General features: G+C 42.3%; 16 protein-coding genes and 1 other annotated feature. Of the genes, 3 read left to right on the forward strand and 13 right to left on the reverse strand.

Features of this window, described 5'->3' with window-relative positions; all coding sequences use genetic code 11:
* Positions 1 to 11: 11 nt before the first annotated feature.
* From MHH41_RS12795 to zapA, 4 genes are all read right to left on the reverse strand, one after another.
* Positions 12 to 2,369 (reverse strand): endonuclease MutS2, encoded by a 2,358-nt coding sequence (locus MHH41_RS12795; RefSeq protein WP_310025019.1) that lies wholly within the window; start codon positions 2,367 to 2,369, stop codon positions 12 to 14.
* 21 nt (positions 2,370 to 2,390) lie between these two features.
* Positions 2,391 to 4,103 (reverse strand): DNA polymerase/3'-5' exonuclease PolX, encoded by a 1,713-nt coding sequence (polX, locus tag MHH41_RS12800; RefSeq protein ID WP_340866422.1) that lies wholly within the window; start codon positions 4,101 to 4,103, stop codon positions 2,391 to 2,393.
* A 114-nt stretch (positions 4,104 to 4,217) separates the two neighbouring features.
* Positions 4,218 to 4,751 (reverse strand): CvpA family protein, encoded by a 534-nt coding sequence (locus MHH41_RS12805; protein WP_003216761.1) that lies wholly within the window; start codon positions 4,749 to 4,751, stop codon positions 4,218 to 4,220.
* A gap of 7 nt (positions 4,752 to 4,758) precedes the next feature.
* Positions 4,759 to 5,016: a cell division protein ZapA gene (gene zapA, locus MHH41_RS12810; RefSeq protein ID WP_003216811.1), complete on the reverse strand. Its 258-nt coding sequence runs from the start codon at positions 5,014 to 5,016 to the stop codon at positions 4,759 to 4,761.
* 134 nt (positions 5,017 to 5,150) lie between these two features.
* Here zapA and rnhC point away from each other — a divergent pair, with 134 nt between their 5' ends.
* Positions 5,151 to 6,074: a ribonuclease HIII gene (gene rnhC, locus MHH41_RS12815; protein WP_081042328.1), complete on the forward strand. Its 924-nt coding sequence runs from the start codon at positions 5,151 to 5,153 to the stop codon at positions 6,072 to 6,074.
* A 38-nt stretch (positions 6,075 to 6,112) separates the two neighbouring features.
* On the opposite strand, the gene pheT is transcribed toward rnhC, so the two are convergent.
* The 3 genes from pheT to MHH41_RS12830 all read right to left on the reverse strand — a co-directional run bounded on the left by pheT (position 6,113) and on the right by MHH41_RS12830 (position 10,698).
* Entirely contained in the window at positions 6,113 to 8,527 is a 2,415-nt protein-coding gene (gene pheT, locus MHH41_RS12820) for a phenylalanine--tRNA ligase subunit beta (RefSeq protein WP_321999450.1), read from the reverse strand.
* A 15-nt stretch (positions 8,528 to 8,542) separates the two neighbouring features.
* Complete coding sequence (gene pheS / locus MHH41_RS12825) at positions 8,543 to 9,577, reverse strand: phenylalanine--tRNA ligase subunit alpha (protein ID WP_310426517.1); 1,035 nt, start codon at positions 9,575 to 9,577, stop codon at positions 8,543 to 8,545.
* A gap of 377 nt (positions 9,578 to 9,954) precedes the next feature.
* Complete coding sequence (locus MHH41_RS12830; protein ID WP_340866423.1) at positions 9,955 to 10,698, reverse strand: TrmH family RNA methyltransferase; 744 nt, start codon at positions 10,696 to 10,698, stop codon at positions 9,955 to 9,957.
* A 113-nt stretch (positions 10,699 to 10,811) separates the two neighbouring features.
* Here MHH41_RS12830 and sspI point away from each other — a divergent pair, with 113 nt between their 5' ends.
* Positions 10,812 to 11,033 (forward strand): small acid-soluble spore protein SspI, encoded by a 222-nt coding sequence (gene sspI / locus MHH41_RS12835; RefSeq protein ID WP_003216243.1) that lies wholly within the window; start codon positions 10,812 to 10,814, stop codon positions 11,031 to 11,033.
* Positions 11,034 to 11,074: 41 nt separating this feature from the next.
* On the opposite strand, the gene cstA is transcribed toward sspI, so the two are convergent.
* On the reverse strand, positions 11,075 to 12,871 hold the full coding sequence (gene cstA / locus MHH41_RS12840) for a carbon starvation protein CstA (RefSeq protein WP_050943606.1): 1,797 nt from the start codon (positions 12,869 to 12,871) through the stop codon (positions 11,075 to 11,077).
* A gap of 352 nt (positions 12,872 to 13,223) precedes the next feature.
* Entirely contained in the window at positions 13,224 to 14,312 is a 1,089-nt protein-coding gene (locus MHH41_RS12845) for a M42 family metallopeptidase (protein WP_050943605.1), read from the reverse strand.
* A 179-nt stretch (positions 14,313 to 14,491) separates the two neighbouring features.
* Here MHH41_RS12845 and MHH41_RS12850 point away from each other — a divergent pair, with 179 nt between their 5' ends.
* On the forward strand, positions 14,492 to 14,896 hold the full coding sequence (locus tag MHH41_RS12850) for a hypothetical protein (RefSeq protein WP_003216690.1): 405 nt from the start codon (positions 14,492 to 14,494) through the stop codon (positions 14,894 to 14,896).
* Positions 14,897 to 14,913: 17 nt separating this feature from the next.
* On the opposite strand, the gene MHH41_RS12855 is transcribed toward MHH41_RS12850, so the two are convergent.
* The 4 genes from MHH41_RS12855 to infC form a co-directional block, all read right to left on the reverse strand.
* On the reverse strand, positions 14,914 to 15,180 hold the full coding sequence (locus MHH41_RS12855) for a DUF1294 domain-containing protein (protein ID WP_003216616.1): 267 nt from the start codon (positions 15,178 to 15,180) through the stop codon (positions 14,914 to 14,916).
* A gap of 63 nt (positions 15,181 to 15,243) precedes the next feature.
* On the reverse strand, positions 15,244 to 15,603 hold the full coding sequence (gene rplT / locus MHH41_RS12860; protein WP_003216409.1) for a 50S ribosomal protein L20: 360 nt from the start codon (positions 15,601 to 15,603) through the stop codon (positions 15,244 to 15,246).
* A 31-nt stretch (positions 15,604 to 15,634) separates the two neighbouring features.
* Positions 15,635 to 15,835, reverse strand: a complete 201-nt coding sequence (gene rpmI, locus MHH41_RS12865; RefSeq protein WP_003216324.1) for a 50S ribosomal protein L35 — start codon at positions 15,833 to 15,835, stop codon at positions 15,635 to 15,637.
* 24 nt (positions 15,836 to 15,859) lie between these two features.
* The gene (infC, locus tag MHH41_RS12870; RefSeq protein ID WP_034620611.1) at positions 15,860 to 16,375 is read right to left on the reverse strand and encodes a translation initiation factor IF-3; all 516 of its coding nucleotides are present in this window, start codon (positions 16,373 to 16,375) and stop codon (positions 15,860 to 15,862) included.
* 71 nt (positions 16,376 to 16,446) lie between these two features.
* Positions 16,447 to 16,578, reverse strand: a sequence feature (ribosomal protein L20 leader region).
* Positions 16,579 to 16,599: the final 21 nt, after the last annotated feature.

A 16,599-nucleotide genomic window follows, 5' to 3' on the forward strand; every position in this document is an offset into this window, starting at 1 on the left:
TTTTCTCCTTTTTACTTTAATTCGACGATGGTGACGCCTGATCCTCCCTCACCTTGTTCGCCAAAACGAGCATTTTTCACACTTCGATGCTGTTTCAGTAATTCCTGAACCCCTTTTCTAAGGGCGCCAGTTCCTTTACCGTGAATAATAGACACGCGCGGATAACCAGCTAATACAGCATCATCTAAATATTTTTCGACTCTGCTTAAGGCATTTTCATAACGCTCGCCTCTTAAATCGAGTTCCAGCGAGACATGATAATCTTTCCCTTTGACTGCCGTGATGGCTTTTTCTTGCTTAAATTCAGGTGCTGATTTGATAAATTCCATGTCTTTTTCTTTTACCTTCATTTTCAGAATGCCCATTTGGACACTCCATTCTTTGTCGCCTGTTTGTTCAAGCAGCGTTCCTTTTTGCCCGAAGGTAAGCACTTTGACTTCGTCGCCTGCCTTCAGCTGTCTTACTGCTTTTTTCGCTGGCTCTGGCTTCTTTTTCCTGTCAAACTCAGGAACAGCTTCTTCAAGACGCTTTCGCGCATCGATGAGTTCATGCTCTTTGAATGAGCGGTGCTCACTTTTTATTGAACGGAGCTCTTGAATGATATCTTCTGCTTCTTTTGATGCTTGTTCAATTTTCTCTTTCGCTTTCTGTTCAGCTTCTTCAAGCAGTTTGTCCTTTTGCTCATTCCATTCAAGAATTTGTCTTTGCAATTCTTTATGAAGCTTTTCTGCTTCTTTTCTATAGACTTCTGTCTCATGCAGTTCTTCTTCTGCTTGTTTCTTGCTATCTTCTAATGAAGCAATCATTTGGTCTACTTCATTATGCTCTGCATGCATATCTGCTTTTGCCCGGTCTATAAGGTGATCTGGCAAACCAAGACGCTTTGAAATTTCAAATGCGTTACTTCGTCCAGGCACACCGATGAGCAGGCGGTACGTTGGAGATAAGGTTTCAATATCAAACTCCACGCTTGCATTTGTGACGCCTTCCCGGTTATACCCATATGCCTTCAGCTCGGGGTAATGAGTCGTTGCGATGACACGTGCATTCGTTTGATGCACTTCATCTAATATGCTCATCGCAAGTGCCGCACCTTCAGCTGGGTCTGTTCCTGCCCCTAATTCATCAAATAAGACGAGAGAATTAGAAGTCAAATGCTTTAAGATATCGACAATATTGACCATATGAGATGAGAACGTACTCAAGCTTTGTTCAATGGATTGTTCGTCTCCAATATCAGCAAAGACTTGGTCGAACACAGCCACTTCAGAGCCTTCTTCAACTGGAATATGGAGGCCCGCCTGTGTCATCAGCGTCAGAAGACCTAGCGTTTTTAAAGTAACGGTCTTTCCCCCTGTATTTGGTCCAGTGATCACGATCGTTGAAAAATCTTTACCGAGCTCAATATCATTTGCGACAACTTGATCCCGGGGCAATAGAGGATGTCTTGCTCGTTTTAAATAGATTTCTCCTTGATCATTCACAGCAGGTTTTGTGGCTTTTTCTGTCTTTGCATATTTAGCTTTAGCAAAAATAAAATCTAGCGTCTGCAGTTCCTTTACATTGTGAAGCAGTTCCCCAATGTGCTCTGAAACGCTCTCTGTCAGCATTTGCAGAATCTTTTCAACCTCTTGCTTCTCTTTTAAACGGGTTTGCTGCAAGGTGTTATTTACATCCACGACCACTTGCGGCTCAATAAAAAGGGTCGCCCCTGATGAAGACTGGTCATGAACAATTCCGCCGTAATTCGAGCGGTACTCTTGTTTCACAGGAATAACAAACCGGTCATTACGAATGGTGACAATTGTGTCTGACAGCATTTTCGAAGCCGATTGTGAACGAATCATCGCTTCTAATTTATCGCGGACCTTTGATTCTAGTGAGCGTAATTGAATACGCAATGAACGAAGTGCAGGAGTTGCATGATCAAGCACTTCTCCATTATCACCAATACAGCTTTCGATTTCTTTTCTGATTTCAGGCAGTAATATCAGCGTCTCAGCATATGTATGAAGGCGCGGTATATCTACTCCATCTTCATACATGGACGTGAGAAAGTGCTTCATATTTTTCACCGCATATAATAGCCCTGCGATTTCCATCAGCTCAGAAGGGCTTAATGTACTGCCGATTTCTGCCCGTTTCACTGCGCGTCTAATATCTGTTAACCCGCCAAATGGCGCTGATCCCTTTAAGCGGATCACATCTTGCGCTTCTGCTACCTCTTCCAGCAAATGCTGAATGGTTTCTATATCCGTCAGAGGTGTTAAATCCTGCGCTCTTTCTTTTCCTAATGTGGATGCGGTATAGGACATCACTTTTTCTTTTACTTTATGAAATTCTAATGATGCTAACACTTTTTGTTGCAGCATGGTCCAGCCTCCTAACGACTACCTGTCACGCGTTAAAAACTTTTTGATCTCGTTTAGAGTAAAAGTATTCACGACATTTGCTTTTGGTGTCCAGCCCTTTCTTGCAGCTGTTACACCGACTTCCATATGTTCCAGCATGGCGATGTTGTGCGCATCTGTATTGATCATGATGTGCACACCCGCTTCATTTGCTTTGATTAAATGCTCTGTTTTTAAATCAAGTCTTGACGGATTGCTGTTTAGCTCAAGTGCAGTGCCCGTTTTCTTCGCAAGCTCTATGAGTTGATCTATATTTAAGGCATAGCCATCCCGTCTGCCGATCAAACGGCCTGTTGGATGTGCAATTAAATCGACATGCTGATTACGCAAGGCATTTTCAAGGCGTTCCATAATGACTTCTTCCGGCTGAGAGAAGCTAGAATGAATAGACGCAATGACAAAATCCATGTCTTTTAAAAAGTCATCATCATAATCTAACGATCCATCCGGCAGGATATCCATTTCGACCCCTTTGAAAATGTGAAAATGCTCGAATTCCTGATTAAGCTTGTCAATTTCTTTTGCTTGCAGACGCAAACGTTCTTTTGTTAAGCCGTTGGCTACTTTTAAATATTGCGAGTGATCTGTAATCGCCATGTATTCATAGCCTTTTGCGATACATGCTTCCGCCATTTCACGAATAGAGAAGGCTCCGTCACTCCATGTCGAGTGCATATGAAGGTCGCCTTTGATATCTTTCAGTTCTACAAACTGCATACTTTCTTTATACGTATCAATCTCCGCTCCGGTTTCACGAATTTCTGGCGGAATGAGCGGAAGTTGAAAATGTGCATAAAAAGCGCTCTCGTCTTCAAACGTTTTTACTTCTCCAGTTTCAATTGTTTCCACACCATATTCGCTAATGCGCTCTCCGCGTTCCTTCGCAAGCTGACGCATTCTAATATTGTGATCTTTTGAGCCAGTGAAATGGTGCAGTGTAGTTGCGAATTGGTCTACTGTCACAAGCCGGAAGTCGACACTGATCTCAAAATCAAGGGCAAGCACAACAGATACCTTCGTATCACCGCTTGCGATGACATCTTTCACATCATCAAGTGCAACGAGTTGCTCTCTGACTTGCTCAGGATTGTCTGTTGCAATGATATAATCTAAATCTTTGACGGTTTCGCGTGCACGTCTTAAACTGCCAGCTCTTGAAAAACGGATGATACCTTTCATCTCTTCAAGCGCATAATCAATCCGCTCTGCCACATCTAATGCAAAGCCAATTGGCAGTCGTTCCGGCTGCTTTCCTGCTTCCTCAAGAGCTGCGAGAATCTTTTCTTCTGTTTTTTTGCCGAAGCCAGCAAGCGCTTGTACCTTTTCCGCTTCGCATGCTTCTTTTAGAGACTGTGCATCATGGACGCCAAGCTCTTGGTAAAGCTTAGCGATCTTTTTGCCGCCGAGTCCTGGCAATTTCAAAAGCGGGACAAGTCCTTCAGGCACTTCCTTTTTTAATTGTTCGAGTGTTACTGATTGTCCTTTTTCGATATACTCAGTGATCACAGCAAAGGTTCCTTTTCCAATGCCGGGTAATGCTAGTAGATCATCTATTTGAGAAAGGCTGCGGTCATCTTGCTCCAGTGCCGCTGCTGCTTTACGAAAGGCAGAAATCTTAAAAGGATTATCTCCTTTTAGCTCCATATATACTGCAATTGTTTCAAGAAGTTTGATAATATCTTTTTTATTCATCTCTCATCCTCCAGCCGCTTTGGCATCTTCCTTTATAAATATACAAACTTTTCCTTCATCCTACAACTTTCTGTCATGGAATGAGAAAAAACTTCTCCAAGAAAGGAGAAGTTTTTAAACTCCATACGTCGTCCATAAGTCTTTAACAAGACCGGACAGATAAGGGGTGTTGCTTACGATCGCATCTGCTAATATGGATTTGCTCAACATTGTTTGCAGTGCATCGACTGGAAGTAATGCAGCGACAAACAAGAGAATAAATACAAATAGATAGGTTTCAAGAAATCCTAAAACACCGCCAAGCAGTTTGTTGACCTGTTTAATCACAGGTATACTTGCAATGGTTGTGAGCAATCCGCCAATGATGGCGAGCAGGATTTTGGTCAAGATAAACAGAATGATAAACGCAATGGTATTATAATAAGCTGTTTCTAGATTCCCACTAAAGAAAGCGAGCTGCGCTTGACCGCCGCTAAAATTAGGTGCTGGAATCCACGTAAGCTGTGGTGCAAGTGACTGATAAAACATGGAAGCCACTAAGATAGAAACAACAAAGCTGATCAATTTAATAAATTGAAGAATAAACCCGCGTTTTAGACCGACAAGCGTTCCCATAAGAAGCAAAAACAAAATGATGATATCGATCACGGTAATTTCATTCCTTTTCTTTAAGCTGAATCTCTAGTTTTTCGTATTGCTCTTTTAATTTCATGTAGTCGTGGACGACATTGACTGCTGTCAGTACAGCTAGTTTGTTTATATCAAGGTATGGGTTTTTTTCATTTATTTCTCTCATTTTATCATCAACAATTGAAGCAACGTGTCGCATATGCATCTTCGTTTCTTGACCGATGATCGTATAGGACTGTCCGTAAATCTCAACTGTTGTTTTCGTTTTACCGCCGTCAGACAACGTTTCTCCTCCATTCCACGAGAATCCTAGTCTCTATCATAACATGTTTAGACATTGAATGGAAAGACGAGCCCTTCCCTGTTATGGTACACTTTAGAAATCAATGATATCAAGGTAAAAAGGAGTTATCCACTGTGCCCCAATCCGTCTTAAAAGCAACATCAGAAGACCTTAAAAAAATGAAGAGCGCGTATGCGCACCACTTAACTGATACGTTACCACCAGGCGCCCTTTTTCAAGCAAAGGTTCCTGGCTGTACAATTACAGCCTATCGATCTGGAAAAGTGCTATTTCAAGGTCAAAAGGCAGAAGCTGAAGCCAGTCAATTCAGCCATTTACAAACAGCTGATCCGAAGAGTCCAAAAGCACCTGCTGTCACAAAATATAGTCCGCCGTCAGGGATTGCTTCTATGTCCGTCATCGGTTCAGATGAAGTAGGAACAGGTGATTATTTTGGACCGATAACGGTCTGTGCCGCCTATGTCGATTCAAGCAAGCTTGCTCTCATGAAAGAGCTTGGCGTAAAAGACTCAAAAGGTCTAAAAGACCCGCAAATTATCAACATTGCCAAAGATCTCATCAAAACCATTCCGTTCAGCCTGCTCGTACTCCGAAATGAAAAGTACAATGCGATGCAGGAAAAGGGCATGAGCCAAGGAAAAATGAAGGCGCTCCTTCACAACCAAGTCATCACCTCTGTGCTGGAGAAATTAGATGGGAAACAGCCTGAAGCTATTTTGATTGACCAATTTGCAGAACCGGGTATTTATTTCAAGCATCTTGCTGGGAAAAAAATCATTCGGGAGCGGACGTACTTTAGCACAAAAGCAGAAGGCATTCATTTGTCAGTTGCTGCGGCTTCCATTATTGCAAGATACGCTTTTTTAATTGAAATGGATAAGTTATCTAAAGCAGCAGGGTTTGACATTCCAAAAGGAGCCGGTCCTCATGTGGACAAGGCGGCTGCAAAGCTCATCAAGCTGCACGGCGAAGAGGCTTTACGTCAATTTACAAAGCTGCATTTTGCCAACACACAAAAAGCGAAAAAATGGTTATAAAAAAGAGCTAGGCCCATATGGCCTTAGCTCTTTTTTCTTTAACCGCGCAAGACGGCTTGATACGTATCTTCTAATGCTTTCAATACGTTTGTATGAACAGCCGTGACTTCTTCCTCTGTCAATGTTTGTTCCGGATTTAAATATTGGAGAGAGAATGCAACAGATTTTTTGCCTTCTTCCATGTGTTCACCTTCATACACATCAAAGACGGATAGATCAGTCAGTAAATCCCCGCCTGCCTCATAGATGACCCGCTCCAGCTGTCCGCTTGAGATATGCTGATCTACAACAAGTGCAATATCTCTTGTCACAGCAGGGAATCTCGGAATCGCTGTATATTTCATATCCTTCGATTCAGACGTCATCACATCTGTTAAATCAAACTCGAAGACATATGTTTCTTTTAAATCTAATTCCTTTTCAATGACTGGATGAAGTGCAGCAACAAACCCAATGACTTTTCCATTTAAATGAACATCTGCTGTACGACCTGGGTGAAGACCCTCACGCTCTGCTTGAACATACGTGATTTGGTCTGATACACCAAGCTTTTCGAATAGACCTTCTGCAATTCCTTTCGCTACATAAAAATCGACGGCTTTTTTCTCGCCCTGCCAAAGATTTTTATGCCATAAGCCTGTCAGCGCACCAGCGACATGCTCTTTTTCCACCGGTTTTGCTCCTTCAGCTTCTGCTAAGAACACAGAACCCGTTTCATAAAAACCAAATGAATCAGCTTGTCTTGCCAAGTTATATGCAACAGAATCAAGTAAGTTTGGCAGAAGACTTTGTCTAAGCACACTTCGTTCTTCACTCATTGGCAGGGAAAGTCTCGTTTTATAAGCTGGATTCAATGCAAAAGCTGTAGACTTATGCTGATTTGTCAATGAATACGTGATCGCTTGAGAAAGACCTGCGCCTTCTAAGAAGCGTCTCACCTTTCTGCGCTTCACTTGATATGGCGTGAGACCGCCAACTGTACCAGCTGTCGCAGGCAGTGTAGACGGGATATTATCGTAGCCATATAATCTCGCAACTTCTTCAGTGAGGTCTTCTTCAATCGTGATATCCATTCTACGAGAAGGAACCGTTACAACAAGAACGTCATTTGATTCGCCTACTGTAAAGCCCAATTTGTTGAAAATTTGAATCATATCTTCTTTTGAAATGCTCATGCCAAGCACCTTGTTCACACGCTCAGTAGATACTTGGATGACATTCATACTTGTTTCAAGGTGGTTTTCCTCCACAGTCCCGCTTAGCACTTCACCACCTGCATAGAGACTGATCAGTTGCGCTGCTCTTTCGGCTGCTGATTTCGTACGTTGCGGATCAAGTCCTTTTTCAAATCGTGTACTTGATTCACTGCGAAGCCCCAAGTCTCTAGATGCTTGACGGACTGTTTGACCGTTGAAATATGCCGCTTCTAAAAGAATTGTTGTCGTTTCATCACGCACCTCTGATTCAAGACCGCCCATGACGCCTGCGACAGCGTGCGCTTTCGTCCCATTAGTGATCACAAGATGCTTTGATGAAAGTGTACGCTCTTGCTCATCAAGTGTTTGAATACTTTCGCTATCAGTCGCTTTACGTACGACCACTTGCTTTGAACCAAAGCGGTCATAATCAAATGCATGAAGTGGCTGACCGTATTCAAGCAGTACAAAGTTCGTAATATCGACGACGTTGTTAATTGGGCGAATGCCTGCATTCATCAATCTTGTTTGAATCCAAAGCGGTGCTGGTCCAATCTTTACATGTTTAATGATCTTCGCAGCATAAAGTGGATTCGCTTCTTGATCCTCAATTTTCACTGAAATATAGTCTGCTGCTTTTTCTGAAGACGTGTCATGTGCTATATCAGGAAGTTTGATACCTTTCCCTAAAATGGCTGCAACCTCATAGGCGACACCTAGCATATTCAGGGCATCCGCACGGTTTGGCGTTAAGCCAAGCTCAAGTACCGCATCGTCTAATTGAAGTGCCTGAAGAGCATCATCTCCGGGTTTGACGTCATTTGGGAAAACAAAAATACCTTCTGCATATTCCTTTGGTACGAGTTTGCTTTCTACACCTAATTCTTGCAGAGAACAAATCATGCCATGAGACTCTTCGCCGCGCAGCTTTGCTTTTTTAATTTTAAAATTCCCAGGAAGGACTGCACCAACCGTTGCGACAGCCACATATTGTCCTTTATCCACATTCGGAGCCCCGCAAATAATTTGAACCGGTTCGTCTTCTCCGATATCGACGAGACATTTGTTTAACTTGTCGGCATTTGGGTGCTGTTCTCGCTCCACGACGTGTCCAACGACAACTCCTTTAATGCCTTCGCCTTTATATTCAACGGCTTCCACTTCAATTCCGCTTCTTGTGATTTTCTCTGCTAATTCATCCGGCTGAATGCCTTCTAAATCGACATAGTCTTCTAACCATTTATATGAAACAAACATGTTGATTTCCTCCTCTTAGTCCTGCTTGAATTGCTTTGTGAATCTAATATCATTTGTGTAGAAATGGCGAATATCATCAATGCCGTATTTGAGCATTGCAATCCGTTCAACACCCATTCCAAAAGCAAAGCCTTGGTAAGTTTCTGGATCAAATCCGCTCATTTTCAGAACATTTGGATGAACCATCCCAGCTCCTAAAATCTCAATCCAGCCTGTTCCTTTACATACAGAACAGCCTTTCCCGCCGCATTTAAAGCAAGACACATCCACTTCGACAGATGGTTCTGTGAAAGGGAAAAAGCTTGGACGCAGTCTAATTTCACGATCTTCACCAAACATTTTTCTTGCGACTGTCTCAAGCGTACCTTTTAGATCACTCATGCTAATATTGTGATCGACAACAAGCCCTTCAATCTGCATGAATTGATGTGAATGAGTCGCGTCATCGCTGTCTCGTCTATATACTTTCCCAGGGCAGATGATCTTCACAGGACCTTGTCCTTTATATTTTTCAAGTGTACGTGCTTGAACTGGTGACGTTTGTGTTCTGAGCAGTGTATCCTCGGTAATATAGAAGCTGTCCTGCATATCACGTGCCGGATGCTCCTTTGGAAGATTCAGCGCTTCAAAGTTATAATAATCCGTTTCTACCTCAGGACCTTCCTCAACGGTATAGCCCATACCAATAAATAAATCTTCAATATCTTCGACAACAATCGTTAATGGATGTCTTGCCCCCATTTTGATTGGGCTTGCTGGCAATGTAACATCGATCGTTTGTGACGCAAGTTTCTTCTTCACTTCTTCTTTTTCTAGCTTTTCATTTTTTTCAGCAATAGCACCAGCAATCTGCTCTCTCACTTCGTTTGCGAGTGCGCCCATTTTTGGTCTTTCTTCTGCGGAAAGCTTGCCCATTCCGCGAAGCACCTCTGTGATCGGCCCTTTTTTCCCTAAATATTGAACACGAATGTCATTGACTTCTTTGAGTGAGCTAGCTGCTTCAACCTTCGCTATCGCTTCTAATTCAAGCTGTTTTAACGTTTCTTGCATGAGTGTAATCCTCCTTTTGATATACAAAACCGTCTGGATAAACGGCTGTTTGATCGTTTGAAGACAATAAAAAAACCCGTCTCCTCTAGAAAAGAAGGGACGAGTTGTGGTCGCGGTACCACCCTTGTTAAGCACAAATACATGTGCGAATAAGCTTCATTGACATAACGGAATCAAACGAATCCGGTTCACCTTTACGCAAAGCTTGCGGTCCCGGTGACAACTCCAGAGGTGAATTCCTGTTTCAGCATTCCTTAAATGCACTTTCAGTCTACGATGCATTCTCCCTATAAGGCCGCTCCTTGAAACAATCTTCCTCTATCATGGTTTTTAAAATATTAGTTTCATTATAGTGAAAATAAGCGCATGTTGCAACACTATCCACGCAAATGATAGACAAGAACAGCTGCTGCAACAGCCACATTTAATGATTCTGCCTGTCCATACATTGGCACATATAAATTATGGTCTGTCATTTGCAGAATCTCTGGGTTTATACCCGCGCCTTCATTGCCCACAATTAATGCAAACGAACCTTCTGCCGTTACGCTTCTATACGCTTTCGCCTTATTTAAAGCACTTCCGTATACAGGAATGCCTTGCTCCTTACATGCTGGTATGGTCTGCTGAAGGCTTTGCTTTAAAATGGGCAGGTGGAAATGTGACCCTTGTGCGGAACGGAGCGTTTTTCCGTTAAACGCATCCACTGTTCCATCGCCTAAGATCACAGCATCAAGTCCAGCAGCATCTGCTGTCCGAATGAGTGTGCCTAGATTCCCTGGGTCCTGCACTGCATCTAATAGAAGAAGTCGTTCATACTTCTTTTCTTCAAATACAGGAACTGTACAAACTGCCGCGATGTGCTGAGGCGTTTCCGTTTCGGTCATGGCAAAAAAGGATTCCTCGCTCAGTTCATAAAGTTCAATGTCCGGATCAATATGAGAAGGAAGCTTATCAGGCGATGTGACCATTAATTCTTTCACAACTCCGCTCTTCAATGCTTCTTCCACTAAGTGGATTCCCTCCACAAGAAACAGCCCCGTTTTCGTTCGTTCTTTTTTCGTATGGAGCTTTTTCCACTGTTTAATGTTTGTGTTTTTAGCTGATTCTATATATTTCAAGCGACTTTAACTCCTTTAAATATCATGAATTTATTATATCTCATGCACACTACATAATAAACCTGTCTTTGAGACAGAATAGGGCTATTACCATCAAAAAAGGAGTGTGGGCAATGGATTTTAATTTAAGAGGCGCAGTCATTCAAAACATCACTGGCCATAATCAAGAGCAGCTTGAGCATACGATTTTAGATGCCATTCAAAGCGGTGAGGAAAAAATGCTGCCAGGCCTTGGCGTGTTGTTCGAAGTGCTATGGCAAGAAGCATCAGAAAACGAGAAAAACGAGATTCTTGAAACATTAGAGCAAGGCTTAAAGCCTCATCAGCAGCAATAAAAGAAGCCGGTTTGCTTATCATAGCAAACCGGCTTTTTCATTTAGCCAGTGATCGGTGTTTCCATCCGAAGCGCTGGATCACGCCAAATGTCGACCCATTTTTTAATCGCAAACACAATAATCACAAATCCTAAGATCAGCATAATGATTGACAGCACAGCATTCAGCACGCTGTAACCTGCTGCCTCGGGATTAAGGTATACATTTGCTACCATCCAATAGCCCGCATAATTCACTGTCACATATAAGTAAGCAAGTGGAATTAAACAAGTCAGCATATATCGCCTTTTATCTGCAATTTTTAAGACAACGGTTGCTCCTATGATGAGACCGACCGATGCCATTAACTGGTTTGATACCCCAAATAGTGCCCAAATGGACCCGATGTCTCCAGAGTAAAGCAAGTACCCCCACATAAAACAAGCAAGCGCACTTGCGAACACCGACCCAGGGACCCAGTCATTTCGTTTAAGCGGTTTATAAGCTTCGCCAAAGAAGTCTTGAATCAAATATCGTGCCACACGTGTCCCTGCATCAATAGCGGTTAAAATAAAGACGGCCTCAAACATAATGACGAATTGGAAAAAATAAGACGCCAAATGACCAAAGAACGGAATTCCCGTAAAGATATACGCCATCCCTACAGCTAATGTCACAGCTCCACCCGTTCTTCCTTCTAAATCAAGACCAATTTCCTTACTCAGCTGCGGAAGGTTCTCGACACTCATCCCGAGTGTTCTGAACACTTCTGGCGTACTGTTTATCGCAAAATAATCGCCTGGATGAAGAGCGGTAGCGGCAATTAACGCCATAATTCCAACTAGACATTCTACTAGCATTGCGCCAAAAGCGACGGGCTTCATATCACTCCAGCGGTCAAGCATTTTAGGTGTTGTCCCAGATCCAACAAATGCGTGGAAACCAGATATGGCACCGCAAGCAATGGTTATTGAAATAAAAGGCCAGACAGGACCAGCTAAAACAGGACCTCCTCCATTCACAAACTCCGTAAAGGCTGGGAATTGAATCGTTGGATTGACGACAAAGATTCCAGCAATCAATGCGATAAAAACACCTATTTTCATAAAGCTGCTTAAATAGTCCCTCGGTGCGAGCAGCAGCCAAACCGGCAATGCCGCAGCAAAAAAAGCATAGATCGGCAAGGCAAGAGCAAGTGTTTTTGTATCAAGTGTTAAAAGATCGCCAAGTGCCGTTCCTTGAATATTCGGCCCAAGGAATACACCAACCATCAGCAAAATAAATCCCGCAGTTGTCGCCAGTTTTAAATTGCCTGTCTTTTTATAATAAAGACCAACCCCCATCGCAATTGGAATCGTGATTCCGACTGCAAATGTCCCCCAAGGGTTACGTTCTAACGCATGAAGCACAACCATAGACAGTCCTGCCATTGTGATCGTAATGATAAACAGCATCGCAAGCCCTGTACAAAATCCTGCGACAGGTCCTAGCTCTTCCTTCGCTACCTCTGATAACGATTTCCCCTTTTTTCGCATCGATGCAAATAAGACGACAAGATCATGTACAGCTCCGCCTATCACTGCGCCAATTAACAGCCAAAGGAGACCCGGTAAATACCCGAATTGCGCAGCTAAAATCGGACCCACTAACGGACCTGCAGCTGCAATCGCAGCAAAGTGATGCCCAAATGTGACCCATTTATTGGTTGGCACATAATCCTTCCCGTCCTCTAATGTGTGAGCCGGTGTAGGATGATCGTCTGTCACCTTTAAGACCTTGACCATCATAAATGTGCCATAAAGACGATAGGCAATCGCTAAAATACACATAGATGCTATGACAATTGTAACCGCATTCATTTAACCATCCCCTTTGCACAAACAATTTGTTACAAATATAACATAAATTGATTGATTTTTCTTTCCTTCAAAACCAAGTTGACAAATAAGAATAATGTGTTTATTCTTAAGGTAGCTTCACCTACTTCCATAAACTCTCTTTTGACAGGGCATTCTTTAGGCTCTGTCCTTTTTATTGCTTTCATCTTACAAAAATAAAAGCCAGATCACATGTGCCTTATTCACTAGAATATTTTTTCTTCTTCTCTCAAAAACAGTTCTTTTGGCGTAACTTAAAATGACAGTTCATTTCCTGGGAAATTCAATGAAATAAAAAAAGCCCTTCCCTTATACTGAGGAAAGGCTTTCTTACTTAAGAACCGTACGTGATCTGCTCAACCGTTTTTTGATCAAGTCTTTTGATCACTTCTGTTAAAAGCTTCACTGCATTTTCATAATCATCTCGGTGAATCATCGCTGCATGGGTATGAATATATCTACTTGGTATCCCGATCGATAGTGATGGCACACCATGACCTGTTAAATGGATACCGCCAGCATCTGTCCCGCCGCCAGGCATAGAGTCATATTGGTACGGAATGTTCAATTCATCCGCTGTTTGGACAACAAAATCCCGAAGCCCTTTATGCGATACCATAGAAGCATCAAATACAACAATCGTTGGTCCTTTGCCAAGTTTGCTTGTTGCTTCTTTTTCAGTAATGCCCGGTGTGTCTCCTGCTACACCAACATCAATGGCAAATCCAATATCAGGCTGGATTGTAGCCGCTGCTGTTTTGGCACCACGCAGGCCAACTTCCTCTTGTACAGTTGCAACACTGTAAGCAATATTCTCATGCTGAGTATTGTGTAAGTTCTTCATGACATCAATCGCAACTGCACAGCCGATACGGTTGTCCCATGCTTTTGCAAGGAGCATTTTTTCATCATTCATCACTGTAAACTCAAAATAAGGGACGATTTGATCTCCAGGCAGAACGCCCCACTCCATTGCCTGTTCTTTGCTTGATGCACCGATATCAATAAACATATCTGTAATCTCAATCGATTTTTTTCGAGCTTCAGGTGACAAGACGTGCGGCGGCTTTGAGCCAATCACACCTGTTATGTCTCCCTTTTTCGTTACAATCGTCACACGCTGCGCGAGCATGACCTGTGACCACCATCCGCCGACAGTTTGGAAGCGAATGTAGCCTTTGTCATCAATTTTTGTCACCATGAATCCTACTTCATCTAAGTGACCAGCAAGCATAATTTTAGGTCCGTTTGCGTTTCCTTCCTTCTTAGCAATTAAGCTGCCAAGGCGGTCACTGGAGACTTCATCTGCATATGATTCTATGTATGTCTGCATGACTTTTTTGACATCACGTTCATTTCCTGGAATCCCTTTTGCATCCGTTAGGTCTTTCAGCATAGTTAATGTTTGATCTAGCTTTGTCATTCCATATATCCTCCTTTATCTTCATGGTGCATTCTTATTATACAAAACCTTTTTCGTTCAATACGATCTTTTTATGAATATTTTTTCGTTTTCCGAAATATTTTTTTAAAAAAAGTTGAAACCTTTTGGCCTTTTCATTCGTAGTACATCAGATAACGGTATTGGAGGTGCATCCTGTCATGTTTGTAATCCTCATTAGACTAGCTCTTGTTGCACTGCTTGTCTACATCTTCTACATGGCGGTAAAATTCTTCTCAAATCCGAGAAGAAAGCTGAAACAAGCACAATTAAAAGAAGGCTTTTATTTTATGGACGAACAACAAAATGCACGTAAAAATTTTAATTTCGTCTATAAAGGTGTCTTGTTTGAAGGGGAGAAGCATGTTCCTTCTAAGGATCATCCTCTATTTGTCCACTCCATTTACGTTTGGACGGAGTCACCTGAGAAGCTAAGTGAATTTACATTAGAAGACTTTGAAAAATTGGAGGAAAACATTATCGAACGTTATCCTCAAACAAAAATTGATTGGGATCAGCCCATTAAAAAAATCAAACAAAAAAAAGGAGCAGACACGCCGTCTTGATGGCGTCTGCTCCTTTTTCAGATGAACTTGATATATCCTAATATGATCAACTGCACCATGATTAACACTGGCATGCCAATTTGAAAGGCAGGATGCTTTGTTTTATGACGGAAATACTGCATCCCTAGATACGATCCAGCAGCCCCAAAAAGCACGGCAGCACTCCATAAGTGCGCCTCTGAGATTCTCCATTTATGCGCTTTTGCCCGGCGTTTGTCCTCTCCCATGAGAAAGAAACCATAGCCATTTACCAAGATCAGCAGCACAATCAACGCGATATTCATTCATTTCACCTCACATGATGAGCAAAAAAGATCACCCCTCGACGGAATGATCTTTCATATGACTTACTTGTCTAGTTGTGCTTTTGCAGCATCAGCAAGCTGATTGAATGCACTTAGGTCATTCACAGCAAGGTCAGCAAGCATTTTGCGGTTTACTTCGATACCAGAAAGCTTTAGGCCATGCATTAAACGGCTGTAAGAAAGACCGTTCATACGAGCTGCAGCATTGATACGAGTGATCCATAGTTTACGGAAGTCACGTTTTTTCTGACGACGGTCACGGAAAGCGTAGTTTCCAGATTTCATCACCTGTTGGTTTGCTACTTTATATAATCTATGTTTTGAACCGAAATAACCTTTTGCTAATTTAAGAACCTTTTTACGACGCTGACGCGACACAGTTCCGCCTTTTACTCTTGGCATTGTAATTCCCTCCTATGATTCCTATTCCAAATTACTTGATGTTTGCAAGTTGTTGTTTGATACGTTTGAAATCTCCAGCACTTACGATTGCGCTCTTACGCAATTTACGTTTTTGCTTTGTAGATTTGTTAGCGAACAGGTGACTTGTGTACGCATGAGAACGTTTAAGTTTACCAGAACCTGTTTTTTTGAAACGTTTAGCAGATCCGCGGTGAGTTTTCATTTTTGGCATTGGATATTTCCTCCCTCTGTTACTTTACTTTTCGACTTTTGGTGCAAGCATGAGGAACATGCTACGTCCGTCCATCTTAGGTTTTGTTTCTACTGTTGCTACTTCAGCGCAAGCTTCAGAGAAACGGTCTAACACGCGCTGTCCGATTTCTTTATGCGTAATCGCACGCCCTTTAAAGCGGATAGAAGCTTTCACTTTATCGCCCTTTTCAAGGAATTTGATTGCATTACGGAGCTTCGTGTTAAAATCATGTTCATCAATTGTCGGGCTCAACCGAACTTCTTTTAAGCTAATGATTTTTTGATTCTTACGTGCCTCTTTATCCTTCTTCTGCTGTTCGAATCGGAACTTACCATAGTCCATGATTCGGCAAACAGGTGGTTTTGCATTTGCAGCAACTAACACAAGGTCAAGATTGGCTTTCGTAGCAATTTCCAGAGCTTCCTGGCGGGTTTTAATCCCCAGCTGATCGCCATTTTGTCCGATCAAACGAACTTCACGCGCACGAATACCTTCATTAACTAATTGATCTTTGCTAATAGTGAGCCACCTCCATGAGATTTTGAATTGAGTTCACAATTCATTTTGACCATTTCGTTGTATGTTTTACAGGCAAACAAAAAGTGTGGGCATATAAAACACCCACACTGCGAACATTTGCATGAAAAAATAAATGTACGGTCAACCTGTCAACTACAAACACGTGTCAATCAGGTGAGAAGCGGGTGCTTCTGCTTGTGATACCTATTCAATTCGTTAATTAT

Origin of the sequence: Bacillus sp. FSL K6-1145, from assembly GCF_038003425.1 — a bacterium.
In the GTDB taxonomy this organism is placed as follows: Bacteria; Bacillota; Bacilli; order Bacillales; family Bacillaceae; genus Bacillus; species Bacillus pumilus.

What these genes read in the sequence shown, in the direction of transcription:
- rpmI (WP_003216324.1), bottom strand. Translation starts at nt 15,835, where the DNA reads ATGCCAAAAATGAAAACTCACCGCGGATCTGCTAAACGTTTCAAAAAA.
- sspI (WP_003216243.1), top strand. Translation starts at nt 10,812, where the DNA reads ATGGATTTTAATTTAAGAGGCGCAGTCATTCAAAACATCACTGGCCAT.
- MHH41_RS12845 (WP_050943605.1), bottom strand. Translation starts at nt 14,312, where the DNA reads ATGACAAAGCTAGATCAAACATTAACTATGCTGAAAGACCTAACGGAT.
- polX (WP_340866422.1), bottom strand. Translation starts at nt 4,103, where the DNA reads ATGAATAAAAAAGATATTATCAAACTTCTTGAAACAATTGCAGTATAT.
- cstA (WP_050943606.1), bottom strand. Translation starts at nt 12,871, where the DNA reads ATGAATGCGGTTACAATTGTCATAGCATCTATGTGTATTTTAGCGATT.
- pheS (WP_310426517.1), bottom strand. Translation starts at nt 9,577, where the DNA reads ATGCAAGAAACGTTAAAACAGCTTGAATTAGAAGCGATAGCGAAGGTT.
- MHH41_RS12850 (WP_003216690.1), top strand. Translation starts at nt 14,492, where the DNA reads ATGTTTGTAATCCTCATTAGACTAGCTCTTGTTGCACTGCTTGTCTAC.
- pheT (WP_321999450.1), bottom strand. Translation starts at nt 8,527, where the DNA reads ATGTTTGTTTCATATAAATGGTTAGAAGACTATGTCGATTTAGAAGGC.
- MHH41_RS12855 (WP_003216616.1), bottom strand. Translation starts at nt 15,180, where the DNA reads ATGAATATCGCGTTGATTGTGCTGCTGATCTTGGTAAATGGCTATGGT.
- rplT (WP_003216409.1), bottom strand. Translation starts at nt 15,603, where the DNA reads ATGCCAAGAGTAAAAGGCGGAACTGTGTCGCGTCAGCGTCGTAAAAAG.